23 protein-coding genes are annotated in these 24,391 nt (G+C 67.1%); 10 read left to right on the top strand and 13 right to left on the bottom strand.

All coding sequences use genetic code 11. The annotated features are described in order from the left end of the window. Window positions 1–2: 2 nt before the first annotated feature. A complete protein-coding gene (locus ACT9F5_RS06955) occupies window positions 3–962 on the top strand; it encodes a hypothetical protein (RefSeq protein WP_445119156.1) in 960 nt (319 codons plus the stop codon). Here ACT9F5_RS06955 and ACT9F5_RS06950 read toward each other — a convergent pair. Beyond that, window positions 913–1,578, bottom strand: a complete 666-nt coding sequence (locus tag ACT9F5_RS06950) for a sulfotransferase family 2 domain-containing protein (protein ID WP_445119155.1) — start codon at window positions 1,576–1,578, stop codon at window positions 913–915. The genes ACT9F5_RS06955 and ACT9F5_RS06950 overlap by 50 nt on opposite strands. 58 nt (window positions 1,579–1,636) lie before the next feature. Next, window positions 1,637–3,265 (bottom strand): 4Fe-4S dicluster domain-containing protein, encoded by a 1,629-nt coding sequence (locus ACT9F5_RS06945; RefSeq protein WP_445119154.1) that lies wholly within the window; start codon window positions 3,263–3,265, stop codon window positions 1,637–1,639. A gap of 195 nt (window positions 3,266–3,460) precedes the next feature. Here ACT9F5_RS06945 and ACT9F5_RS06940 point away from each other — a divergent pair, with 195 nt between their 5' ends. After that, complete coding sequence (locus ACT9F5_RS06940) at window positions 3,461–4,066, top strand: alpha-ketoglutarate-dependent dioxygenase AlkB (protein WP_445119153.1); 606 nt, start codon at window positions 3,461–3,463, stop codon at window positions 4,064–4,066. A gap of 110 nt (window positions 4,067–4,176) precedes the next feature. Here the strand turns inward: ACT9F5_RS06940 and ACT9F5_RS06935 are convergent, their stop codons facing one another. From ACT9F5_RS06935 to ACT9F5_RS06920, 4 genes are read right to left on the bottom strand one after another with little or no spacing between them, the layout of a single operon-like run. Continuing rightward, window positions 4,177–4,863: an ABC-type transport auxiliary lipoprotein family protein gene (locus ACT9F5_RS06935; protein WP_445119152.1), complete on the bottom strand. Its 687-nt coding sequence runs from the start codon at window positions 4,861–4,863 to the stop codon at window positions 4,177–4,179. Beyond that, on the bottom strand, window positions 4,860–5,786 hold the full coding sequence (locus ACT9F5_RS06930) for an MlaD family protein (RefSeq protein WP_445119151.1): 927 nt from the start codon (window positions 5,784–5,786) through the stop codon (window positions 4,860–4,862). Before ACT9F5_RS06930 ends, ACT9F5_RS06935 begins: the two co-directional genes overlap by 4 nt. Continuing rightward, window positions 5,786–6,610, bottom strand: coding sequence for an ATP-binding cassette domain-containing protein (locus ACT9F5_RS06925; RefSeq protein ID WP_445119150.1), 825 nt, complete (start codon window positions 6,608–6,610; stop codon window positions 5,786–5,788). Before ACT9F5_RS06925 ends, ACT9F5_RS06930 begins: the two co-directional genes overlap by 1 nt. Beyond that, window positions 6,610–7,728, bottom strand: a complete 1,119-nt coding sequence (locus ACT9F5_RS06920; protein WP_445119149.1) for an MlaE family lipid ABC transporter permease subunit — start codon at window positions 7,726–7,728, stop codon at window positions 6,610–6,612. The genes ACT9F5_RS06925 and ACT9F5_RS06920 overlap by 1 nt, the downstream gene beginning before the upstream one ends. Window positions 7,729–7,819: 91 nt before the next feature. Here ACT9F5_RS06920 and ACT9F5_RS06915 point away from each other — a divergent pair, with 91 nt between their 5' ends. Beyond that, entirely contained in the window at window positions 7,820–9,076 is a 1,257-nt protein-coding gene (locus ACT9F5_RS06915; protein ID WP_445119511.1) for a threonine/serine exporter family protein, read from the top strand. Window positions 9,077–9,197: 121 nt separating this feature from the next. Here ACT9F5_RS06915 and ACT9F5_RS06910 read toward each other — a convergent pair whose 3' ends face one another. The 3 genes from ACT9F5_RS06910 to ACT9F5_RS06900 all read right to left on the bottom strand — a co-directional run bounded on the left by ACT9F5_RS06910 (window position 9,198) and on the right by ACT9F5_RS06900 (window position 11,958). Next, a complete protein-coding gene (locus ACT9F5_RS06910) occupies window positions 9,198–9,563 on the bottom strand; it encodes an H-NS family nucleoid-associated regulatory protein (protein WP_445119148.1) in 366 nt (121 codons plus the stop codon). 147 nt (window positions 9,564–9,710) lie between these two features. Then, window positions 9,711–11,408: a proline--tRNA ligase gene (locus ACT9F5_RS06905; protein WP_445119147.1), complete on the bottom strand. Its 1,698-nt coding sequence runs from the start codon at window positions 11,406–11,408 to the stop codon at window positions 9,711–9,713. A 91-nt stretch (window positions 11,409–11,499) separates the two neighbouring features. Further along, a complete protein-coding gene (locus tag ACT9F5_RS06900; protein ID WP_445119146.1) occupies window positions 11,500–11,958 on the bottom strand; it encodes a DUF4124 domain-containing protein in 459 nt (152 codons plus the stop codon). A gap of 97 nt (window positions 11,959–12,055) precedes the next feature. Here ACT9F5_RS06900 and pssA point away from each other — a divergent pair, with 97 nt between their 5' ends. The 3 genes from pssA to rimI are packed head-to-tail and all read left to right on the top strand — an operon-like array spanning window position 12,056 to window position 13,820. Then, window positions 12,056–12,841 carry a CDP-diacylglycerol--serine O-phosphatidyltransferase gene (pssA, locus tag ACT9F5_RS06895; protein ID WP_445119145.1) on the top strand — a complete coding sequence of 262 codons (786 nt, stop codon included), beginning with the start codon at window positions 12,056–12,058 and terminating at the stop codon, window positions 12,839–12,841. Further along, window positions 12,838–13,341: a hypothetical protein gene (locus ACT9F5_RS06890; protein ID WP_445119144.1), complete on the top strand. Its 504-nt coding sequence runs from the start codon at window positions 12,838–12,840 to the stop codon at window positions 13,339–13,341. The genes pssA and ACT9F5_RS06890 overlap by 4 nt, the downstream gene beginning before the upstream one ends. After that, window positions 13,338–13,820, top strand: a complete 483-nt coding sequence (gene rimI, locus ACT9F5_RS06885; protein WP_445119143.1) for a ribosomal protein S18-alanine N-acetyltransferase — start codon at window positions 13,338–13,340, stop codon at window positions 13,818–13,820. The genes ACT9F5_RS06890 and rimI overlap by 4 nt, the downstream gene beginning before the upstream one ends. A gap of 133 nt (window positions 13,821–13,953) precedes the next feature. On the opposite strand, the gene ACT9F5_RS06880 is transcribed toward rimI, so the two are convergent. Genes ACT9F5_RS06880 through ACT9F5_RS06870 form a run of 3 tightly spaced genes read right to left on the bottom strand, consistent with a single transcriptional unit; the run spans window position 13,954 to window position 18,717 of the window. Further along, window positions 13,954–16,743, bottom strand: a complete 2,790-nt coding sequence (locus ACT9F5_RS06880; protein WP_445119142.1) for a valine--tRNA ligase — start codon at window positions 16,741–16,743, stop codon at window positions 13,954–13,956. 53 nt (window positions 16,744–16,796) lie between these two features. Continuing rightward, window positions 16,797–17,219, bottom strand: a complete 423-nt coding sequence (locus ACT9F5_RS06875) for a DNA polymerase III subunit chi (RefSeq protein WP_445119141.1) — start codon at window positions 17,217–17,219, stop codon at window positions 16,797–16,799. Window positions 17,220–17,229: 10 nt separating this feature from the next. After that, window positions 17,230–18,717: a leucyl aminopeptidase gene (locus tag ACT9F5_RS06870; RefSeq protein ID WP_445119140.1), complete on the bottom strand. Its 1,488-nt coding sequence runs from the start codon at window positions 18,715–18,717 to the stop codon at window positions 17,230–17,232. A gap of 257 nt (window positions 18,718–18,974) precedes the next feature. On the opposite strand from ACT9F5_RS06870, the gene lptF reads away from it, so the two are divergent. Together lptF and lptG are read left to right on the top strand one after the other, a co-directional pair. Then, window positions 18,975–20,084 (top strand): LPS export ABC transporter permease LptF, encoded by a 1,110-nt coding sequence (gene lptF / locus ACT9F5_RS06865; RefSeq protein WP_445119139.1) that lies wholly within the window; start codon window positions 18,975–18,977, stop codon window positions 20,082–20,084. Next, window positions 20,081–21,181 (top strand): LPS export ABC transporter permease LptG, encoded by a 1,101-nt coding sequence (gene lptG / locus ACT9F5_RS06860; RefSeq protein ID WP_445119138.1) that lies wholly within the window; start codon window positions 20,081–20,083, stop codon window positions 21,179–21,181. The genes lptF and lptG overlap by 4 nt, the downstream gene beginning before the upstream one ends. Before the next feature lie 563 nt (window positions 21,182–21,744). Here the strand turns inward: lptG and ACT9F5_RS06855 are convergent. Continuing rightward, the gene (locus tag ACT9F5_RS06855; RefSeq protein ID WP_445119137.1) at window positions 21,745–22,221 is read right to left on the bottom strand and encodes an RDD family protein; all 477 of its coding nucleotides are present in this window, start codon (window positions 22,219–22,221) and stop codon (window positions 21,745–21,747) included. A gap of 176 nt (window positions 22,222–22,397) precedes the next feature. On the opposite strand from ACT9F5_RS06855, the gene xerD reads away from it, so the two are divergent. Together xerD and ACT9F5_RS06845 are read left to right on the top strand one after the other, a co-directional pair. After that, entirely contained in the window at window positions 22,398–23,351 is a 954-nt protein-coding gene (gene xerD / locus ACT9F5_RS06850) for a site-specific tyrosine recombinase XerD (RefSeq protein WP_445119136.1), read from the top strand. Window positions 23,352–23,523: 172 nt separating this feature from the next. Beyond that, complete coding sequence (locus ACT9F5_RS06845; protein WP_445119135.1) at window positions 23,524–24,339, top strand: thioredoxin fold domain-containing protein; 816 nt, start codon at window positions 23,524–23,526, stop codon at window positions 24,337–24,339. Window positions 24,340–24,391: the final 52 nt, after the last annotated feature.

Raw genomic sequence — 24,391 nt, 5'->3', positions numbered from 1 at the left:
GCATGCGCCTGATCCTGCACGCCGGTGCCCACAAGACGGGGACGACTCTGATCCAGCGTGTCCTGGCAGAGATGGCGCCTGCGCTGCTGGCGCGGGGCATCCAGTACGTCGACTACAACGTGATGAAAGCGTCGGGCTGGTATGCCTACCTGCATCCCGCGCGGAAAGACCCCGCCCTGGGGCTGCAGGTAGTCGAATTCTTCCGGGACCTCATTGATGGGAGTCGAGCCGAAACATTGCTGCTCTCTGCGGAAAGCGTCTTCTCCTTCGCGCATCTGTGGGGGGTCAACGCGCCACGCCATTTCTACGGGGACATGGAACATTCGGCCCAACGATTCCGGGATCTTGGGCTGTTCGAGGACATCCGCATCGTCTACTACGTTCGGCGCCAGGACTCGTTCGTCAATTCCGTGTATCTGGAGTACGTGAAAGGCGGCGGGATCGCAGTGCCTTTCGAAGAGTTCTACCGCAAGCTCGAGATCGAAACGCTTTCCTGGAAGCGACGCCTGGACCTGCTGGCCGACGTATTCGGCCACGAGAAGCTAAGCGTTGGCCTGTTCGAGGACATCAGGCAGGGCGCCCGGCACTACGTGCTCGACTTTCTGTCACGTGCAGGAATCGAGGGGGTTGATGTACCTGCCCTGGACATGGAGGGAAGCAACCGCAGCTTGTCGGTGGTGGCCTACGAAAAGGCCATGGCAGCGTTCCCGGACCTGGAGGTTGCCGAACGGCGAAAGCTGGGTCGGAAGCTCCAGAAGGAATATTCCAATCGCGACCATCCGCCCGCGAATTTCATGACCGACGAGCGCCGCCTGGAAATCCTTGTCCCGCACATTGGCGACAATCACGAGATGTTCCGGCGATTCCTGCCTGCCCGGGATCCGCATGCCTACGATCCCCCGGGCCGGCCGGTTAACCGGGGAAACCCGCAGGATCGAGCATCGGGTAACCAAACTGCCTGAAGTCTCGCTCGTACAGTTCGTTCACAGCTTGGATCGTGGTGCTGTCGTATCTGTCGAGATACTTGGGTTTGGTGGTGCAGGGTTGTCCCCGTACGTTCTCATCCGTTGCTTTCCGGATGGGCAGCCCAAGGCGTTCGCCGAGAAGGGCGAGGTCCTGCTCGACGTTTTCCGCACGACCCACAAAGTCGACACCGATGTGGCCCGAGGTCGACTGCGCGAACTCGTACATCGGGCAGAAGCATATCCACTGCCAGTCCCGCTTGGCATCGGCGGGGACCACGAATTCGTTGAAATACGTGCTGAAGTCATCGCCAATGCGATCGAATATTGGCTTTTTCACCGTAGTCCATCGCGGGTAGTTGTCTGCTGCGTACCGGTCCTGCAGGTAACCGGAGTAAATTCGGTCGTACGGATTACGAACGAAGGTGAGCTTGAAATATTCGTTTGCAAGACCCCCCTCTTCCGACTCCAGGAAATTGTCGATGGGGACATGCTGCTGGTAGTTGCTGACCGGCCAGCCGACATCTGAAAATTCAGCCAGTGATTTGCGAATCGTAGCTGAAGCACACTTGGGCACGACGAAATACAGGAATCGATGTCTGTGGGATATCAGCATTTGTCTTGGCAGGCCGTGTGTAGTGGTGATTCGCGCTCACCACGATGGATGTGTCCGTTCACAGATTCTGGTAGTTCGGCCCCGACCCACCCTCCGGCGTCACCCAGTTGATGATCTCGTACGGGTCCTTGATGTCGCAGGTCTTGCAGTGCACGCAGTTCGCGGCGTTGATCTGCAGGCGTCGGCCAGCCGCTTCGTCCTCGACGATTTCGTAGACGCCGGCGGGGCAAAACCGGGTGCAGGGGTTGTCGTATTCGACGGTGCAGCGGTCGATGCAGATGCTGGTGTCGGCGACCTGCAGGTGCACCGGCTGGTCCTCGTCGTGCTCGGTTGCGGCGAAGTAGACGCCGGCAAGGCGGTCGCGTGGGGCGAGGGTGCGGTCGACGTAGTCGCGCTTGGGTTCCTCGAACTCGCCGACCTTGTGCAGCGACGACCAGTCGGGCTTGTTCTTCAGCGTCCAAGGCGAGCGGCCACCGGTGACGGTCTCCCATGCGGCGTTGAGCATCCCCCACCACAGTCCGCGCTTGAACCCGGGCTTGATGTTGCGGACCTGCTTCAGTTCGGCCATTGCGGGCGAGTCGCGCAGCGCGGCGTCGAATCCTTCCGGTGCCAATGCATTGGCATTCAGGTGTTCGGCGGCGAGCATGCCGGAGCGGATCGCCTGGTGGGTGCCCTTGACCTTGGGCACGTTGAGCAGGCCGGCGGTGTCGCCGATCAGCAGCGCGCCGGGCATCTCGACCTTCGGCAATGACTGGTAGCCACCGGTCACGATCGCGCGCGCGCCGGCGGAGATGATCTCGCCGCCTTCCAGCAGCGGCTTGACCATCGGGTGGTGCTTGAACTGCTGGAACGCTTCCCACGGCTTGTATTGCGGATCGCGGTAGTCGAGCCCGCTGACATAACCGATCGCAACCCGGCCCTTGTCGAGGTGGTAGATGAAACTGCCGCCGTAGGTCGAAGTGTCGGCAGGCCAGCCGAAGCTGTGGACGATCTTTCCGGGTGTCACGCGCTCCCCGGGAACCTGCCACAGCTCCTTGATGCCGATCGAGTAGCCCTGCGGGTCGCTGTCGGCGTCGAGCTGGAAGCGTTTGACCAGCCGCTTGGTCAGGTGTCCGCGCGCGCCTTCGGCCAGTACGGTGACCTTGGCCTGGATGTCGATGCCCTGGGTGTAGCCGGGCTTGTGCGACCCATCCTTCGCCACGCCCATGTCGCCGATGCGCACGCCGATGACCTTGCCCGCGTCATCGTGCAGGGTTTCGTCGGCGGCGAAGCCGGGATAGATCTCGACCCCCAGCGCCTCGGCCTGCGGCGCCAGCCAGGCGCACATCGCGCCGAGGCTGACGATCACGTTGCCCTTGTTGTGCATGCCCGGCGGTACCGGCAGCTTGCGGCCGCCGTCCTTGCCCAGCAGCCAGAACTCGTCTTCGGTCGCCGGCACGCAGATCGGTGGCGGGTTGTCGCGCCAGTCCGGCAGCAGGGCGTCGAGCGGGCCGGTCTCGATCACCGCGCCGGACAGGATGTGGGCGCCGATGGTCGAGGATTTCTCGATCACGCAGACCGTGGTTTCGGCATTGAGCTGCTTGAGCCGGATCGCGGCCGACAGCCCGGCGGGGCCGGCACCGACGATGACGACGTCGTACTCCATCACGTCGCGTTCGGCTTCGGGGGCGTTGGTCGGATCGGTCATGGCTGGCTCCTGCTTGCTAGGCCTGAATTGTCGCGGGTTTGGGGCGAGCCGCCAAATGGGGTCGACGTTGCGGTTCTGCAGGGAGTGGTTTCAGCCGCGATGTGGAATCGGCGTGGGCAACCCGTTATCCGGTCGCGGCTGAAGCCGCTCCTGCAAGAGCCCGGATCGATGTCGGGCACCGTGCTAGCTTGGCGCATGGCGTTGGAACCCTTGTTGCTGCCGGATGCCGGGGTGGCTGTCGACCCCGACTGGCTGCCACCCGCGGCTGCGGATGCGTTGTTCGCCGCGTTGCGCGGAGAGGTCACGTGGGAGGTCCATCGCATCAGGATGTTCGGTCGCGAGGTCGACAGTCCGCGCCTGAGTTGCTGGATCGGCGATCCGGACGCGGCTTATCGATATTCCGGTACGCGTTTCGAACCGCATGGGTGGCCTGCGGCGCTGCGATCGATCCGAAATCGGTTGACCGACGAACTGGGCGTGGACTTCAACAGCGTGCTCGCCAACCTGTACCGCGATGGTCGCGATTCGATGGGATGGCACAGCGACGACGAGCCGGAACTCGGACCGACGCCGGTGATTGCCTCGATCAGTCTCGGCGCTGCGCGGCGGTTCGTGTTGAAGCATCGGCGCGCGCCGGATCACAAAGTGGCGCTGGAACTCGGCCACGGCAGCCTGCTGCTGATGTCGGGAGCAACCCAGCGGAACTACAAACACGCACTGCCGCGGACCACGCGGCCGGTTGGCGAACGGATCAACCTGACGTTTCGACGGGTGCGACCGGAAACGTGCGGGCATTTGTAGGAGCGGCTTCAGCCGCGATCGGATGATCGTTCGCCCGTACCGACTCCACGATCGCGGCTGAAGCCGCTCCTACAAAAGCAACGCCAGCATTCCGAGGCGGAATGACGACGTCAATCGTGTGCGGTGTGCTCGTGCGCATCCCCGCTGGCCAGCACCCAGCCGGCCAGTTCGCCGGCCAGGGTTTCCAGGCTTTGCTCGAACGCGACGACCACGTCGGGCACGGCGGTACTCGTCGCCGCGGGCGCCTGCAGGAACGTCCGCGCGGCGATGACGGCCTGGTCGGGGGCATGCAGCAGCTTGGCGTTGACCTCGATCGTCGCCGCGGGAGTGCTGCCTCCCGCGGTGTAGTCGGCCTCGAACCGGCGCAGGTCGAGCACCAGCTTGTAGTCGGCGCTGATGCCGGCCCCCTGGCGCGCGACCGCCGGGATCCGTCCGGAATCCTCCAGCGCGCGCAACACGGCGTCCTCGACCATGCTGGTCGGCGTCTTGGCCCAGCTGGCGCCCTTGTAGACCTGCAACTCGTTCGGTGACGGCCGCACCGCGATGCGCAGGCTGTCGGTCATCGATCCGGCGGTCGCGCGCGACAGCGACAACTGCCAGTCCACCGTTGGCCATGCGGGCGCGGCCTCGACCCGCGGGTCGGGAGCGTAGATGGTGCCGGGCTCCGGCTTGGGACCGAGGATCGAGCAGCCGGCCACGAGCACGGCGGCGGCGACTGCGATGGCCGCGCGCAGCGGCTGGGACAAGCGTCCGGTCCAGCTGACGCGGGCGGCGGGGTTGGCGGGTTGGAGGCTCATTCGGGCTCGAACTCCTTCGGGGCGTCGCGGCCGAGCAGGTAGCCGGTCGGGTTGTTGTCGAGACGGTCGCTGATCCGGCGCAGGTCGCGCACCAGTGCGCGCAACTCGCCAAGGGTGGGGCCGAGCTGGGCCAGGCCGTCGTTGGCGAAGCTGCCGATCGCGGCGCGGTTCTCGTTGATGATGCCGTTGGCGCCGGCCGCGGCCGAATCGAGTTCGGTCAGCGTGCTGTCGAGCTTGGCGACCAGGCCGGGCAGCTTCTGCACCAGTTCGCGGTCGAAGTCGGTCATCGCCCGGTTGGTGGTGGCCAGGGTCTGCTCCAGTTGTTCGCTGGACTCGCGTGCGTTGACGATCAGTGCGCGCAGGTCCTCGCGCTGGTCGGCAATCGAACCGGTCAGCGCCTCGATGTTCTCCAGCGTGCTGGCGACGCGTTCGACGTTCTCCTCGCTGAGCAGCTGGTCCATCCGCGCGACCAGCCGGTTGGCGGTATCGGCGATGTTCTGCAGCGCGGAGGGCTCGGTCTGGATCACCGGGATCTCGCGCTGGTCGACATCGGCCAGTCGCGGACTGCCCGGGTTGCCACCGGTCAGCTGGATGATCGGCGAGCCGGTGATGCCGGTCATCGACATCTTGGCGCGGGTGTCGGTCTTGACCGGGGCCTTGGCCTGGACCCGCAACAGCGCGCGCACCCGGCGCGGGTCGTCCGGCGCCAGGCTCAGCCGCTCCACCGTGCCGACCGAGATGCCGTTGTACTGCACGCTGCTGCCTTCGCTGAGGCCGGTGACCGGTTCGTTGAAGATCACCAGGTATTCCTGCCAGCTTTTCTCCGACGAGTACTTGGCTGCCCACAGCGCGAACAGCAGCAGGAACAGCGAGATGATGATCGTGAACGCACCGATCAACACGTAATTGGCCTTGGTTTCCATCAGTCGACTGCCTTCATGTCGCGGGCCCGGGTGTTGTCATCGCGCGCGGTTTGCGCCGCCCGGGCGCGGGGGCCGTGGAAGTATTCCTGCACCCACGGGTGGTCCAGTTGTTCGACCTCGGCGATCGGCGCGCAGGCGATGACCTTTTTGTCCGCCAGCACGGCGATCCGGTCACAGATAGCGTAAAGGGTGTCGAGGTCGTGTGTGATCAGGAACACGGTCAGGCCCAACGCCTGCTGCAGGGTTTGGATCAGGTGGTCGAACGCCGCCGCGCCGATCGGGTCCAGGCCGGCGGTGGGTTCGTCGAGGAACAGCAGCGGCGGGTCCAGCGCCAGTGCCCGGGCCACGCCGGCGCGCTTGCGCATGCCGCCCGACAACTGCGACGGCAACTTGTCGAGCGCGTCCGCCGGCAACCCGGCGAGCTTGATCTTGAGAAGCGCCAGTTCGTAGCGCAGCGAGTCGGGCAGGTCGCGGTGGTATTCCTTCAGCGGCACCTGCACGTTCTCGCCGACGGTCAACGACGAGAACAGCGCTCCGTCCTGGAACAACACGCCGGTGCGGCGCTCGATCTGCCGGCGCACCTCGTCGTCCTCGCTGCGCGCATCGATCCCGAGCACTTCGATCTCGCCCTCGTCGGGACGGCGCAGGCCGAGGATCGATCGCATCAGCACCGACTTGCCGCTGCCCGAGCCGCCGACCACGCCGATGATCTCGCCCGGCATCACGTCGAGGTCGACGCCGTCGTGCACGACCTGCTCGCCGAAGCGGTTGACCAGCCCGCGCACGCGGATGATCGGTTGCAGAGTGTCGGTGGCGGCCGCCATCAGATGCCCACCTCCATGAACCAGATCGCCGCGAACGCATCCAGGATGATCACCAGCGAGATCGCCTGGACCACGCTGGAGGTGGTGCGCTCGCCGACCGACTGCGCCGTGCCCTCGACCTGCAGGCCTTCCAGGCAACCGATCAGCGAAATCACCAGCGCGAACACCGGTGCCTTGACCAGCCCGGCCCAGAAATGGCGCAGCTCGATGGTGTCCTGCATCCGCGCCAGGTACTGCTGCGGCGGGATGTCCAGGCTGTAGGCGCCGACGGTGAGGCCGCCGAGCAGGCCGAAGATGTCGGCGATGAAAGTCAGCAACGGCAGCATCAGCAGCAGCGCCAGCACCCGCGGGATCACCAGCAGGTCGACCGGGTCGAGCCCGAGGGTGCGCATGGCGTCGACCTCCTCGCGGCTGACCATCGCGCCGATCTGCGCGGTGAACGCGCTGGCCGTTCGACCAGCCAGGATGATCGCGGTCAACAGCACGCCGAACTCGCGCAGGAACGCGATGCTGACCAGCTCGACCACGAAGATCGTCGCGCCGAAGTCGCGCAGCACGTTGGCGCCGAGGAACGCCACCACCGCGCCGACCAGGAAGCACAGCAGCGCGACCAGCGGCACCGCGTCCAGGCCGACCTGTTCCATGTGGAAGACGGTGGCGGTGGGACGGAACCGGGAAGGCTGCCGGAACAGCCGAAGCAGCTTGACCAGCACCTCGCCGAGGAAGCCGAGCAGGGCGAGGGCTTCCTTCCAGTTGTCGGTGACCGCGAAACCGAGCCGCGCCAGCGCCGCGTAGACACCGAACTCACGCTTGCCGCGCGGACGCTCGTCGGAGACATCGTGGATCGCCCCGACCAGTGCACGATGGTCCTCGCGGAAGCTGAAATCCTCGATCGTGAGCTTGCGCCGCTGGGCGAAACGCTTCAGTTCCAGCACACCCAGCGAATCGAGCCGGTCGATGTCGCCGGCATCGATCGCGGTGACGGTGTCCGGCACCTGCTCCAGGCACTTGCCCACTTCGGTCGCGTGTTCCAACGTCCACTGGCCGGCCAGCCGCAGGCGTCCGGGGTCGCGGTCGTCGGTCTGGATCCGTGGCGGTGGCGCGGCGGGTGCGGTCATGGGTTCTCGTCGCCGCAGGATACAGGCTGCATCCGGGCATGGCATCGCATCGACTTTCGCATGCGATGCTACGCGGATGAACAACCCGGCACTGACGATGTCCAGCCCGATCCCGTTGAGCAATGCCAGCTACGCCGACCGCATCCGCTTCATGGTCGAGTTGGCCGAACGGCTGCACCTGTACGGCACCACCGCGCAACGGCTGGAGGCGGCGCTGCTCCTTGTCGCCGAGCGGCTGCGACTGGAATGCGAACCGTGGTCGAGCCCGACCGCGCTGATCCTGACCTTCAGCGACCCGCAGCACCTGCCCGGCGCCAGCGACACCACCCGGGTGATCCGCCTGCCGCCGGGCGACAACGACCTGCACAAGCTGGCCGAGACCGACCGCATCGCCGAGGCGCTGATCGCCGGCGAGATGGACCTGGCGATGGCGTTCGAGGCGATGGACGCGCTCGACAAGCCGGCCACCCGCACCGCGCAGGCGTTGCGGGTGCTGGGCTACGGTCTGGTCGCGGCCGCGGTCGGCGGGTTGCTGCGGCTGCCCTGGCTGGACATCGCGGTCGCGGGGTTCAACGGCCTGACGATCGGCGTGTTCATGCAGCTGGCCGAAACCCGGCCGCGTACGCGCGAGGCGGTGGATGCGCTGGTCGCGATGTTCGCGACCGCGGTGGCGATCCTGGTCGCCACCTTCGTCGCACCGCTGAACCAGAACACCGTGATCATCGCCTCGCTGATCGTGCTGCTGCCGGGCCTGTCGCTGACCAACGCGATGAACGAACTGGCCAGCGACCACCTGGTGTCCGGCACCGCGCGATTCGCCGGGGCGATCACCACGGTGATGAAACTCGCGGTCGGAGTGATCATTTCGCTCTACATCGCGAACCTGGTCGGGTTGCAGCCGGCGGTGCGCGCGCTGCGGCCGCAACCGGAATGGGTCGAGTGGGGCGCGCTGGCCGCCGCTTCACTTGCGTTCGCGGTGCTGTTCCGGTGCGAGCGCCGCGATTATCCCGCGGTGATGCTGGCCGCGGCCTCCGGGTACCTGGTCTCGCGACTGGTCGGATTGGCCTGGGGCAGCGGGGCGGGCATCTTCCTCGCCGCGCTGGTGATGACTGCGGCCGGCAATGCCTACGCGCGCTGGCGCCAACGGCCGGGCGCGATCGTGCGGGTGCCGGGGATCATCCTGCTGGTGCCCGGCAGTGCCAGCCTGCGCGGCCTGCTCGACCTGATCCAGCAACAGGACGTCAATGCCGGCCAGGTCGCGGCGCTGGGCGTCATCAATATCCTGCTGGCGCTGATCGCCGGCCTGTTGTTCGGAAACCTGTTGCTGCCGGCTCGGCGTAATTTGTAGGAACGGCTTCAGCCGCGATCGGGGTGCGATCTGGATCGAGCGGCCGATCTCCTGCAATGATTCATAACGCACCAACAAAAACGCCGGCAATGCGCCGGCGTTTTTGTTGCAGCCCGTCGACTTACTTGATCAGGAACTCGTCGACATTGCGGCCATTGCCGGTATACGCGGCCAGCCAGCGCGGCTGCTTGCCGCGGCCGGTCCAGGTGTTGTCCGGATTGGACGGATCGCGGTACTTCGGCGCGACCTTGCCGAGCGACTTGCGTGCCTTCTTCGCGGTGCCACGAGGCGCGCGCGTGGCCGTCGCGGCGCCACCGGTGCCGAACAGCTCGGCGATGGTGTAGCCCTCGTTCTTGGCCAACTGGTTGAGTTTCTTGCGCACCTGGGTAACCGGCTTGCGCTTGTTCAACGTGGTCTTGCGCTTCTTGGCCTTGCTGATGAGCGACTCGAGCTCTTTCGCGGACAGCGTATTGATGTCGATCGACATGGGGGTCTCCCGGGACGGTGAGTGAAAACCCGGGTCGAAACCCGGCCTGCCGCCGGATGATAATCAAGCCGATGTTCGGAGTAAATGAAGAAATATCCATTCCCGGCCATTCGTAATGGCCGGTTCAGGCTGTCGGAAACGTCCGGCTCAGGCGTGCAGTCGCGCCAGTAACTCCGTCCGGTCGAGGTTTTCGGCGGCATCGGCCCGGCGCTGCCGGTATTCGAACGTGCCGGCGGCCAGTCCACGCTCCGATACAACCACCCGATGCGGTATGCCGATCAACTCGATATCGGCAAACATCGCGCCCGGACGCAGGCCGCGGTCGTCCAGCACCGCTTCGATGCCGGCTTCGGCCAGTTCGCGATACAGCGCCTCGGCGGCGTCGGACACCGCGGGGTCTTTCTTCGGGTTGATCACGCATACCGCCACGCGCCAGGGCGCCATCGCCTCCGGCCAGACGATGCCGTTGGCATCGTGGTTCTGCTCGATCGCAGCCGCGACTATCCGGGATACCCCGATGCCGTAACAGCCCATGGTCGGCGTGGCGGCCTTGCCGGAATCGTCCAGCACGGTGCACCCCATCGCCTGAGCGTAGTTGCGACCGAGCTGGAATATGTGGCCGACCTCGATGCCGCGGGCGATGTCGAGGCTGCCCTGGCCGTCGGGCGAGGGATCGCCGGCGACCACGTTGCGGATATCCGCGACCAGCGCGGGTTCGGGCAGGTCGCGGCCCCAGTTCACGCCGGCCAGGTGGAAGCCGGCTTCATTGGCGCCCACCACGAAGTCGGCCATCGCCGCGACGCTGCGGTCGGCAATCACGCGGATATCGCGGCGCGTGCCGATCGGCCCGAGGAAGCCGGGTTCGCCGCCGAGGTGGTCGAGGATCTCGGCCTCGGTTGCCATGCGGTATCCGTCGAGGCCGTCGAGCTTGGCCAGCTTGATCTCGTTGACCGCATGGTCGCCGCGAACCAGTGCCAGGGTGAAACCCTGCCCGTCGACGATCGCGATCGACTTGACCGTGCGCTCCAACGGAATGCCGAGCAGGGCGGCAACGTCCTCACAGGTCTTCTGGGTCGGGGTCTCGACCTTGCGCAGGGCTTCGCCGGCTGTGGCTCGCTCGCCAGGCGCCATCGCCTCGGCCAGTTCGGTATTGGCGGCGTAATCGGAACCGTCGGAGAACGCGATCGCGTCCTCGCCCGAGTCGGCCAATACGTGGAATTCATGCGAGGCGCTGCCGCCGATCGCACCGGTATCGGCAAATACCGCGCGAAACCGCAACCCGAGCCGGCTGAAAATACGACTGTAGGCGTCATGCATCACGCGGTACTGGCGGTCGAGGTCGGCGTCGTCGAGATGGAAGGAATATGCGTCCTTCATCAGGAACTCGCGCGCACGCATGACACCGTAACGCGGACGGATCTCGTCGCGGAACTTGTTCTGCACCTGGTAGAAACACACGGGGAGTTGCTTGTAACTGGCCAGCTCGTTGCGCGCGAAGTCGGTGATGACCTCCTCGTGGGTCGGGCCGTAGCAATACCAGGCCTGCTTGCGGTCCTGCATCTTGAGCAACTGGCCGCCGAACTTCTCCCAGCGACCGGTTTCCTCCCACAGCTCCTTCGGCTGCACCGCCGGCATCAGCAGCTCGATCGCGCCGGCGGCGTCCATTTCCCCGCGCACCGCGCGCTCGACCTTGCGCAGCACGCGCAGGCCCAGCGGGGTCCAGGTGTAGAGGCCGGAGGCCAGCTTGCGGATCATCCCGGCCTTGAGCATCAGCTTGTGGCTGATGATCTCGGCGTCGGCGGGGACTTCCTTGCTGGTGTGGAGGTGGAACTGCGACAGGCGCATGGGCGGACCGGATTCAACGCTGGGCGGGGCGCCTATTCTGCCTGATGCGGCGGTTACGACGGCAGCGGCCGCGAGCCGGCCATGCCAGTGGTCAGCTGGCTTGCGTGCCGTCGCCGCCATCGCCGGCTGCCACGGCGCAATGCACCTTGATCGCGGCTTCCGCGAGCTGGGTCTGGGCGGCACGCTGTTCGGCGCTGAAAGCGGCGTCGGGTTTGCCGTCCTTGTCGGTATCGGTGCCGACCGGGCCTTCGCCCTGCAGCAATTCGAGGTTGGCGCGCGCGGTGGTGCACTGCGCGTTCCCGGCCGGTGCCTCGGCGGCATCCTGGTCCTGCTTGACCGACGCGGTGCCGCTGTTGCGGATGGTGCGGTTCTGGTAGTCGGCGCCGGCCGGCGGCGGCGCGTCGGAATAATGGGTGACGCCATTGGCGTCCTTCCACTGGTACAACTCGCCGGCCGATGCGACGGACAGGGTCGCGAGGGCGATGCCCAGGCCCATGGCACCCAGCCACGGCAACCGGCGGGCAACGGACGACGGATTCGGACTGGACATGTGGACTCCCCGGCGGTGACGCATGGTGTTGAAAAGTGACCCCTGAGGCGTGATTGCAGCATCCCGCCGCCCCGCGGGCAAGCGCTAAACTGCCGAAATGGAACCAACGCACCCAAGCACGCCCCCCGATCGACCGCGCGGGCGCGGTATTTACCTGCTGCCGAACCTGTTCACCACCGGTGGCTTGTTCGCCGGCTATTTCGCGATCATCGCCGCCACCCAGGGCCGGTTCGACGACGCCTGCATCGCGATCTTCGTGGCCGCGATCCTCGATGGCGTCGACGGCCGGGTCGCGCGGCTGACCAACACCCAGAGCGAGTTCGGGGTGCAGTACGACTCGCTGGCGGACCTGATCAGTTTCGGGCTGGCGCCGTCGCTGGTGCTCTACCACTGGGCATTGGCCTCGATGCGGCTGGACGGGCCGACCGCCGGCAAGGTCGGCTGGGTCGTCGCGTTCCTGTACGCGGCCTGCGCGGCGTTGCGGCTGGCGCGGTTCAATTCGCAGGTGAACCAGGTCGACAAGCGCTGGTTCATCGGTTTGGCGAGCCCGGCGGCGGCGGGGCTGCTGGCCAGTTTCGTCTGGGTCTGTTTCGAGTTGGGTTACGAGGGATCCCAGTTGCGTTACCTGGCGCTGGCGATGACCGCGGCGGCGGCGTTGCTGATGGTCAGTCGGGTGCGCTACTTCAGTTTCAAGGGCGGTGGTCCGCGCCACGACAAGCTGCCGTTCCTGTCGGTGGTGGTGGTGCTGGCGGTGTTGGCCGCGATCGCGATCAATCCGCCGATGGTATTGCTGGCGATCCTTGGCCTGTATGCGTTGAGTGGACCGTTGCACGCCGGTTACCGGCGGTTGCGCCGGCTACCGGCTGCGGAGCCGGCGCCGTGAGCCTGTGGGACCCGCAGCAGCGCGAGTGGTTGCAGGCGCTTGGTCATCCGCTGTGGGGACTGGCCGGGGATGAAGTCGAGGCAGAAGCCGGTCCGCCCGCGGCGGTCCCGTCCACGGGCGAGCAGGATATCGGGCAGGCGACGCCTGTCCCGCGTCCCGCGTCCCGGCCGCCGGAGGCGCCCTCTGCCCGTCCGCGTCCTCCGGTCCCGCCGGCTCTGGACACCACCGGTCCGGAAGACCCGGCTCCGGGCGCGCCGACCCGGCCCCGCACCGACCTGGCGACCAAGATGGCCGCGCTCGAGGCTGCACGCGCGGGCGCGACGCGGGAAGTCGACGGCCCCCTGCGCGAGGCCCTGCTGCGCGCAACCGGCCAGTTGCCGGCGGTGGCCGCGCGGACCTTGCGCGAACTCGGCGTCGACCCGGATGCGTTGCGTGGCGACGCGGCCGCAAAGCGCACGCTGTGGCGGCAACTGCGGCCGTTGCGGAAGGTGAACAGATGAGCGCGGTCGCCTGCGACCCGGCCCCGGTCACGGCGCTGCGTCCGATGCGCGACGACGACCTGGTCGCGGTGCATGCACTGGAGGTCCGTGCCTATGAATTCCCGTGGACGATGGGGATCTTCCGTGATTGCCTGCGCGCCGACTACGCGGCGTGGGTATTGCAGATGGACGATCGCGTGGCCGGCTATTGCCTGATGAGCATCGCCGCCGGCGAGGCGCACGTGCTCAACGTCTGCATCGCGCCGGAGCTGCACGGTCGTGGCCATGGCCGGCAACTGCTGCACGCGCTGTTGCGGATCGCGCGCGCGCGGCGGGTCGAGCGGGTGTTCCTGGAGGTGCGGCCGAGCAACGCCGCCGCGATCCGGTTGTACGACAGCGAAGGATTCAACGAGATCGGCCGTCGCCCGCGCTATTACCCCGCCCGCGGCGGCCGCGAGGACGCGCTGGTGATGGCGCTGGAACTGTTGCCGGAAATGTAGCCGGGCTTGCCGTGGCCTTCTGCCACGGGCTTTTGTAGGAGCGGCTTTAGCCGCAATCGGGATCGGTTCGGGCGAACGATTCCACATCGCGGCTAAAGCCGCTCCTACAATGCGGGCGCCCGACCGGTTGGGGTCAGCCCAGCTTCGCCCGCTGGGTCGCCAACGCTTCGCGCTGCACGTTCCAGTCGACCAGGCGCTTGCGTTCCTGCTCGACCACGGCCGGCGGGGCGTTGTTGACGAAGGTCTCGCTGGCGAGCTTGCCGTTGCACTTGGCGATCTCGGTCTCGACCCGCTTGATCTCCTTGTCGAGGCGGGTGCGCTCGGCGCCGAGGTCGACCAGGCCTTCCAGCGGTACCAGCAACTTCAGTTCGCCGACCACGGCGGTGGCCGCGGCGGGAGCGGTGGCATCGTCGTCGATGGAGTCGATCCGCTCCAGCCGGAGCAGGAAACGCAGCGAGCTGTCGAAGCGCGACGCGCGCTCGCGGTCGGCATGGCTCGCACCGGCCAGCAGCAGGGTGACCTGCTTCGACGGAGCGACGTTGAGTTCGCTGCGCACGCGGCGCAGTGCCGACACCATCGACTTGAGCCATTCGACATCGGCCTCGGCCCCGGCGTAGCCGTCGACCGCGAAGTCGGCGGCGCGCGGGTAGTGCTGCAGCATGATGGTGTCGCCGTCGATGCCCAGGCGCGGCGCGACCTGCTGCCACAGCTCCTCGGTCACGAACGGCACCAACGGGTGCAGCAGGCTGAGCAGACGTTCGAGCACGTACAGCAGGGTGTGGCGGGTGCTGGCTGCAGCCGCGTCGGCATCCGGTCCCGCATTGAGCGCGGGCTTGGCCAGCTCCACGAACCAGTCGCAGAAGTCGTTCCAGGCGAATTCGTACAGCGTTTGCGCGAGCAGGTCGAAGCGGTAGGCGGCGAAGTGTTGTTCGGCCTGCGCGGCGGTCTTCGCCAGTTGCGCAAGGATCCAGCGCTCGGCGTCGGTCTTCGGTTGCGGGGCGCCCTCGAAATGCGCGCCGTCGGTGTTCATCAGCACGAAGCGGGTCGCGTTCCACAGCTTGTTGCAGAAGTTCTTGTAGCCCTCGGCGCGGCCGAGGTCGAACTTGATGTCGCGCCCCGGACCGGCCAGCGCGGCCATGGTGAAGCGCAGGGCGTCGGCGCCGAACGCCGGGATGCCTTCCGGGAATTCCTTGCGCGTGGCCTTCTCGATCTTCGGCGCGGTCTTCGGGTTCATCAGCCCGGTGGTGCGCTTGGCGACCAGCGCGTCTGCGCTGATGCCGTCGATCAGGTCCAGCGGGTCGAGCACGTTGCCTTTGGACTTGGACATCTTCTGGCCGTGCGAGTCGCGCACCAGGCCGGTCATGTAGACATCCTTGAACGGCACCTGCCCGGTGAAATGGTCGGTCATCATGATCATCCGGGCGACCCAGAAGAAGATGATGTCGAAGCCGGTTACCAGCACCGAGGACGGCACGAAGCGCTCGAAGCCGCGCTCGTCCATTCGCTCATTGTCCGGCCAGCCCATCGTGCTGAACGGCCACAGCGCCGAGGAGAACCAGGTCTCGAGCACGTCGTTGTCCTGCGACAGCGCGATGTCGGCACCGAGCGAGTGCTTGGCGCGCACTTCGGCCTCGTCGCGGCCGACGTAGATTTTGCCGGCGTCGTCGTACCACGCCGGGATGCGATGACCCCACCACAGCTGGCGGCTGATGCACCAGTCCTGGATGTTCTCCATCCAGTGGCGGTAGGTGTTGATCCAGTTCGGCGGGACGAATTTCACCTGCCCGCTCTCGACCAGCTCCATGCCGCGGCTGGCCAGCCCATCCATCTTCACGAACCACTGGTCGGTCAGGTACGGCTCGATCGCCTGGCCGCTGCGGTCGCCGCGTGGCACCTGCAACTTGTGCGGCTTGGTCTCGACCAGCAGGCCGGCGGCTTCGAGGTCGGCGAGCACAAGCTTGCGGGCCTCGTAGCGGTCAAGGCCGCGGTACTTTTCCGGCGCGATGTCATTGACTGCGGCATCGGGCGTGAAGATGTTGATCAGCGGCAGCGAATGCCGTTGCCCGACCTGGTAGTCGTTGAAGTCATGCGCCGGGGTCACCTTGACCACGCCGGTGCCGAACTCGCGGTCGACGTAGGCGTCGGCGATCACCGGGATTTCGCGACCGGTCAATGGCAGGGTCACGGTCTGGCCGACCAGCGCGCTGTAGCGCTCGTCGTCCGGATGCACCATCACTGCGCTGTCGCCGAGCATGGTTTCCGGGCGAGTGGTGGCGACCACCAGCGAACCGCTGCCGTCGGACAGCGGGTAGCTGATCGACCACAGGAAGCCGTCCTCTTCCTCGTTGACCACTTCGAGGTCGGAGATCGCGGTCTTGAGCACCGGGTCCCAGTTGACCAGACGCTGGCCGCGGTAGATCAGGCCGTCTTCGTGCAGGCGCACGAACGCCTCGACCACCGCCTCGGCCGCCATCGGGTCCATCGTGAATACGCTGCGCGACCAGTCGCCGGAGGTGCCGAGGCGGCGCATCTGCCGCTCGATGGTGTCGCCGGACGTGCCCTTCCACTGCCAGACCTTGTCGATGAAGCCGTCGCGGCCGAGCGAATCGCGGGTCTCGCCATTGCCTTCCAGCGCGAGGTTGCGCGCGACCACCATCTCGGTGGCGATGCCGGCGTGGTCGCTGCCCATCTGCCACAACGTGTCGTAGCCACGCATGCGGTGGTAGCGCACCAGCGCGTCCATCAGCGTGTGCTGGAACGCGTGGCCCATGTGCAGGGTGCCGGTGACGTTCGGCGGCGGCAGCAGGATCGAGTAGGGCTCGCCCTTGCCGGTCGGCGCGAACACGCCGCTGGACTCCCACTGCTGGTACAGCCGGGATTCGAACTGGGTGGGGTCGTAGCTGGAGGCGAGGGTGTCGGTCATGGGGCTGCGGCGAAAGGAAGGAGATCCCTCGCGAACGCGAGGATGGGAACGCGCTACATGTCGTGCTTGCTGACGTCGAGGCCGCGCGCCGCGTACTGCTTCCAGCGCTCGCGCGACGGGGCGCGCGCGGACTCGTCGGCGGGGACCACTTCGAGCACGCGGTCGAATTCGCCCTCGACCGCCGCGTCGCGCAGGTTGATCACCAGCGGGCGAAGGGCGACGTCGATCTCGGGCGCGGCGATCAGCACCGTCGCCTCCTCCTCGTCATCCTCGATTCCGGCGATCTGGTGCGGGACGAACGCGTCGGGCTCGAACGACCAGAGCAGGTCGTCGAGCTGCTCGGCCTGGGCGGCGTCGCGCGCCAGCACCAGCGTCGCCATGCCGGCGTCGCTGGCCTTCTTCGCAAGCTCGCAGACCAGCAGCAGCGGCTCGTCGCGGAACCGCGGCTTGTCGATCAGATAGAAGGTCGCGCGCACGGGGCCGGGGTTACTTGGCAGACTGGTCGAGCAGCCACTGGCTCAGCAGGCCGACCGGGCGGCCGGTCGCCATGCCGCGCTTGCCGTCGTCGCTGCCGCTGCCGGCGATGTCCAGGTGCGCCCAGCGCTGGCCTTCGGTGAAGCGCGACAGGAAGCAGCCGGCGGTGATCGCGCCGGCCCAACGGCCGCCGATGTTGTAGACGTCGGCGAAGGTGGAGTCGAGCATGCCTTGGTACTCGTCCCATAGCGGCAGGCGCCAGGCGCGGTCGAACACGTTCTCGCCGGCGGCGAGCAGTTCGTTGGCGAGGTCGTCGTCCTTGCTCATCAGGCCCGAGGCGTACTTGCCGAGCGCGACCATGCAGGCGCCGGTCAGGGTGGCGACGTCGACCAGCGCCTGCGGCTGGTACTTCTGGGCGTAGGTCAGCGCATCGCACAAAATCAGCCGGCCCTCGGCATCGGTGTTGCCGACCTCGATGGTCTTGCCGGACATGCTGGTCAGCACGTCGGACGGCCGATAGGCGTCGGCGTCGGGCATGTTCTCGACCGCCGGCACGATCACCACCAGGTTGACCGGCAGGCGCATGCCAACCGCGGACACGAAGGTGCCCATCACGGTGGCGCCGCCGCACATGTCGAACTTCATCTCCTCGATCCCGCCCTGGGTCTTGAGGTTGATGCCACCGGTGTCGAAGGTGATGCCCTTGCCGACCAGCACATAGGGCTTGTCCGCGTCGTCGCCGCCGTCGTACTTCAGCGCGATGAGCTTGGGCGGGTTGGCCGAGCCACGACCGACTGCGAGCAGTGAGCCCATGCCGAGCTTTTCCATCGCGGCGACGTCGAGCACTTCACAACTGGTGTTGTCGAAGCGGCCGGCGAACTCCTGCGCCTGCTGCGCGAGGTAGGCCGGGTTGCAGACGTTCGGCGGCAGGTTGCCGAGCTCGCGGGCGAAGGCGACGCCGGCGGCGATGGCCTGGCCCTGGGCGAGGGCGGTCTTGTCGTCGCCGCTGATCGACAGCTTGCGCAGGCCCGGCTCACCGGCCTTGTTCTTGTTCTTGTCGCCGAGGGTGGCGCTGTAGCGGTAACAGGCGTGGTCGGCGGCGATCGCGGTCTGGCGGATCGCCCAGGCAGCGTCACGGCCCTCGACCGGGATATCGCTGAGGGTGAACAGCGCGTGCGCGACCGGGCCGGTCTTGAGCGCGCGGGCGGTATCACCGACCGCCTTGAGGTATTGCGGCACGCCGAACTTGCCGGCATCGCCGAGACCGATCACCAGCACCCGCGGCGCGGTGACACCGTCGAGGTCGTGCAGCAGCGCGGTCTTGCCGGTCTTGCCGCTGACATCGCCGCGCTCCAGCAGCTTGCCGATGCGGCCGCCGCTCGCGCCGTCCAGCGCCTGTCCGGCGGCGGTCAGGGTGTTGTCGGAGAATGCGCCGACGACGATGCAGTCCACCTGGGCGGTGGTCGGCGCGTCGCGGTTCAGGTCGAATTCGAGGGCCATGCAACAGATTCCGGGGGGTTGTGAAAGGATGGTTCGGACCCGTGGCCGGTGGCACCGGTGCGGCGAAAACCTCCGATCCGGGTGACAATGCGGGTCGGATTGCGCCGGGCGCGGTAGCCGCCCGGTAAGCACGGGTCGGGTTCGAACGAACCAGTGAGTCTAAAGCAAGCCCCTGCGGTTTCCGAACGCCCGCTCCACGCCCCACCTGCCAAGTTCAACCCGCACCATCGTCCGCACATCCCGGAATCCGCACCTTGATGCCCAAGCTCGACCGCTACCTGCTCAGCGAATTCACCCAGTCGACCTTCGCCGCCCTGGTGATCCTGCTGATCGTCAGCGTCGGCGGGGTGATCACCGACGTGCTCAAGGACATCGCCTCCGGCCGCCTGCCGGCCGGGCTGATGCTGGCCCAACTCGGCCTGGTGCTGCTCAACTGGCTGCCGCTGATCCTGCCGCTGGCGCTGATGCTGGGGCTGATGCTCGGCGTTGGGCGGCTCTACCGCGACTCCGAGATGCCGGTGATCGCCTCGATCGGCGTCGGCCCGCGGCGCCTGCTCAAGCCGGTGCTGCTGCTGGTGGTGCCGGTGGTGCTGGTGGTCGGGCTGTGCTCGCTGTGGCTGGGGCCGATGGCGGAGCGGATCTCGCGGCAGATGATCCACGAGGCCAACCGCAACCTGGTGGTGTCGGGGCTGGAGCCGGGCAGCTTCACCGAAATCCCGGGCGGCGGCGGGGTGGTCTACGTCGGGGCGATGTCGACCGATGGCAGCCAGTTCCGGCGGATCTTCATCTATCGACAGTCCGAGGACCGGCTCGACGTCACCACGTCGAATACCGGCTCGCTCGCGGTCGACGACAGCGGTGAGCGTTACCTGACCCTGGACGAGGGCTTCCAGGTCGAGGGGCCGCGCGACGGCGGGCTGGATTACCGGCTGATGCGCTACGCCAGCAACGAGGTGCGCTTGCCGGCCGGCGATTCGCGCTACGACCCCGAGGATCCCGAGATCCTGCCGACCCGGCAACTGCTCGGCGACGAACGCCCGGCCGCCCATGCCCAGTTGCACGCCCGGATCGCGCCGCCGCTGCTGACCCTGGCGTTCGCGCTGATGGCGATCCCGCTGGCCCGCAGCACCCCGCGGCAGGCGCGCTACGGCCGGGTGATGATGGGTTTCCTGGCCTACCTGGTCGGGATGGACATGATGCTGATGGGCACCGACTGGCTCGAGAGTGGCCGGATCCCGGTGGCGCTGGGCCTGTGGTGGCTGGTGCTGCCGCTACTGGCGCTGGCGTTGTGGCTGTATTTCACCGACGGGCGGATGCGTCGTTCACGCCCGCCTCGCCAGGCCGGGCCGCAGGGGGCGACGCCATGATGCCGTTCCCGAAGATCCACGACCTCTACCTCGGCAAGGTCGTCATCGGCACGGTGTTGCTGACCTGGGCGGTGCTGCTCGGGCTCGACGTGATGTTGAACCTGTTCACCGAGTTCGGCGACGTCGGCGAGGGCAACTACGGCGTGACCGAGGCGATCGTCTACATGCTCTACACGGTGCCGCGCCGGGCCTACACGTTGTTCCCGACCGCCGCGGTGATCGGTTCGCTGATGGCGCTGGGCCAGTTGGCGGCGACCTCGGAGCTCACCGCGTTCCGGGCGATCGGGCTGTCGCGCCGGCGCCTGAGCGTCACCGTCGCGGTGGCGTTGGCGGTCCTGACGCTGCTGATGGTGGTCAGTGGCGAGACCCTGGGGCCGTGGGGCCAGCGGCGGGCCGACGCGCTCAAGGCGTCGTCGCGCTCGGACAATCTGATCGTCGCGCAGTACTCGGGCGTGTGGGCGCGCGAGGGCGACATCATCCTCAATGCCGAGGGCGGCGAGGAGCACGACAACGGCACCGACAAGTGGCTGGAACTGCGCGACGTGCGCCTGTACGAGTTCGACGACGACGGCCGGCTGGAGTCGCTGGCGCTGGCGAAGGTGGCCGAGCATCGTCCGGGCGGCTGGTTGCTGCGCGATGTCACGCGAACGACGTTCGAGCCCGACTCGGTGAGCCAGTCGAAGGTGGCGGAGGAGCGCTGGGAGTCGCAGTTGGATGCGACGGCGTTGAGTGCGGACATCGACCGTCCGCGTTATCTCAGTGCGGTCGAGTTGCGCGACGCGATCCGGTATCGGGTGCGCAATGCGCTGGATGCGAGCGAGTACGAGGAGCACTACTGGGGGCGCTGGTTCTATCCGCTCAATGTGCTGGCGTTGTGCCTGGCGGCGATTCCGTTTGCGTTCGGGAGTTTGCGCAGTGGTGGGCTGGGCAAGCGGTTGTTCATCGGCATCGTGTTCGCGCTGGGCTTCTGGCTGTTGCAGACGCAGTTCGTGAAGATGGCCAGTGCTTTCAAATTCGATTTCCGCGTGGCGTATGCGCTGCCGACGCTGATCATGGTTGCGGTGTCGGTGTTCCTGTTCAAGAAGCGGTCAGGTTGAGTTGATTGGGATCGCGACAGCGACGGTCAAGGCAACAGCAACACAAGCAATAGCAACAGCAAGAACAACGGCGCGGGGTTCGCGGTTTCGGGAGAGAGGCGGCGCCCTGCCGGGGTGTTGTCTCCGCCCCTCCGTCGGGCCATCCATGGCCCGAGTCGGGGACGTGCGCCATCCATGGCGCACTCTCCGCAACACCCCGACAGGACGCCGCGTCGCGAGTGGGGTTTAGTTGCCCTGCTACAGGCCTCGTGTAGGAGCGACGTAAGTCGCGACGCTCTGAACCCTTGAGGCGGCAGGCATTCGCAACTCACTTCGTTCCTGCACGAAGCTGCTTGTCCTTACACGACGCACTGCCAACCGGTCAGGAGGTGGACTGTGGCGGTATTGCGGAAAAGCGGGCCATGAATGGCCCGCGGCCCGCCTCAGGGCAGGGTGAGTGCAGGCGGTTTGCGCGGCACTGCCGCGCGCCTGCGCGACCGACCCCATCGCGCAAGATTGATTTTTCTTTGCACCTCACGTGCTCGCCGCGTCCCGCTCTCGGACTGCGGTGACATGTTTTCCCTCTAACCGGCTTTCGGTTCCCGACGAATCCGCGTACCACTCACACGGTCATGCCAGGTCAACCGGTCGCGATCGAACCATGCCCACCAGAAGCCGAGCCCGGCCAGCAGCAGCGACACCGTGCCGATCGCATAGCGCAGCCCCAACTCCCGGTAGCCGGCCGGCTTGCCATCGATGCCGACCACCCGCAACCGCCATGGCCGCATGCCGAGGGTCTGGCCACCGCGGCGCCAGCTGAGCACCGCGTAGGCGCCTGCCAGCAGCCAGCACACCACCCACAACGCGAGTTGCAAGGGGCTGAAAGGTGCGATGTTCTGGTGCGGGTCGTGTCCTGCGAGTGTGTAGCCGACCGCGAAAACAGTACCGGCGACCATCCACAACGCAAGCACCGGCCAGAAGTCGTAGAACAGCGCGAGCAGGCGCCAGCCGATCAGTGTGGCAGGACGGGTCGAGGTCGCGGATGGGGTGGGATCGCTCATCTGGGCCGGAAGTGGAAGCAGCGGCCGGCAGTTTAGAACAGCCGTTCGATGCTGCCGGCGCGGCGTCCCGTTATCGGGAGTGCACTGCATGTCGCCGGTCCCGCTCCCAACCGGACCCAATGACGCGCAACCTCCGCCAGTCCAGGCCACCCTGGTCGATCGACTAAGCTTTCCGCATGAGCTCCCGCACGCCCGCCGACCGCCGCCAGACCGCCATGGCGTTGCCGCCGGTGCCGGAGGCCGACAGCCGCTTGATCGACGCGTTCCTCGATGCGATCTGGGCCGAGAACGGTCTCGCGCAGCCGACCCTCGACAGCTATCGGCGCGACCTCGCGGGCTTCGCGCGTTGGCGCGATGGCGCTGGGGGCGGCCTGGCCGGCGCCGACCGGGCGGCGCTGTTCGACTACCTGGCCTGGCGGATGCGCGAGGGCTATTCGCCGCGCAGCAATGCGCGGTTGCTGTCGGCCTTGCGGGCGTTCTCCGGCTGGCAGGTCCGTCGCGGCGAGCGCGATGACGACCCGACCGCGTTGCTCGATCCGCCCCGGCTGCCGCGTTCGCTGCCCAAGGCACTGGCCGAGAGCCAGATCGAGGCGTTGCTGGCCGCGCCCGACATCGACACTCCGCTGGGCCTGCGCGACCGCGCGATGCTGGAGCTGATGTACGCCTGCGGCCTGCGAGTGAGCGAACTGGCCAACCTGCCGGCGACCGCGATCAACCTGCGCCAGGGCGTGCTGCGGGTGATGGGCAAGGGCAGCAAGGAGCGGCTGGTGCCGCTGGGCGAGGAGGCCCAGCACTGGGTCGAGCGCTACCTCGCGCAGGCGCGGCCGCAGCTGGCCGGCAAGCGCGCGCTGGCGCCGCTGTTCATCGGCGCCGATGGCGAGGCACCCAGCCGCCAGCAGCTGTGGCAACTGGTCAAGCGCCATGCGGCGGTCGCCGGGATCGACCCCTCGCGGATCAGCCCGCACGGCCTGCGCCACAGCTTCGCCACCCACCTGCTCAACCACGGTGCAGACCTGCGCGCGCTGCAGATGCTGCTGGGCCACAGCTCGTTGTCGACCACCCAGATCTACACCCTTGTGGCACGCGAGCAGCTCAAGCAATTGCACGCGAAGCACCACCCCCGCGGCTAGTCGCTTTTGTAGGAGGGGCTTCAGCCGCGATCGGGAGCCGGAATGGGTCGGCGATTCCAGATCGCGGCTGAAGCCGCTCCTACAGGTACGGGAGAGGCGTCCGCGGCCGTGCCACAATCGAACATTCCCCCGACCGGGGCGGTCGAACCACCGCCCCCCTCCAGGACACCCGATGAAGCGCATCCTCCTCGTCGCCGCGCTTGGCGCGATCAGCCTTTCCGCCTGTGCTAAGACCCCGCAAGCCGATCAGGGCAAGCCAACTGCCGCCTCGACCCCGGCGGCGGTCAAGCCCGTGTCCGGGACCGCCGAGGCCCGCGCGGTCGACGCGATCGCCCAGCTCAACCCGAACGTCGAGGTCGAAAGCGTCACCGCCGCGCCGCTGCCTGGCTTCCGCGAGGCGATCGTCGGTGGCCAGGTGGTGTACGTCAGCGACGATGGCCGCTACCTGTTCCTGCCCGGCGCCGGCGGCGCGCTGTTCGATACGCAGGCGAAGAAGAACCTCAGCGAGGCCGCGCTGGCCGGCATGCGCACCAAGCTGCTGGCGACGATCCCGCAGAGCGAGCGGATCGTGTTCGCGCCGCCGAACCCGGTGCATACCGTCACCGTGTTCACCGACGTGGAGTGCGGCTACTGCCGCAAGCTGCACAGCGAGATCGCCGAATACAACGCGCAGGGCATCGCGGTCGAGTACCTGGCGTTCCCGCGCATGGGCATCGGCAGCGAGGACTTCGAGAAGATGGTCTCGGTCTGGTGCTCAAGCGACCGCAAGAAGGCGCTGACCGAGGCCAAGACCAGCGGCAAGGTCACCGACCGCGACTGCAAGAACACCGTGACCATGCAGTACAACGTCGGCCAGCGCGCCGGCCTGACCGGCACCCCGATGATCCTGGCCGAGGACGGCACCCAGCTCGGCGGCTACGTGCCGCCGAAGGCGCTGCGCGAGGCACTGGACAAGCTGGCGGCCGCAAGCGAAGCCGCTCCTACATAAAACCGCCCGATTCCGCGGGCGATGGGCGACTGCCCTACAATAGCCGGCCCCG

This window comes from Lysobacter sp. F6437 (assembly GCF_052547215.1).
Note: the sequence above shows the minus strand (reverse complement) of the source record. Positions and strands in the feature narration are given on the sequence as shown.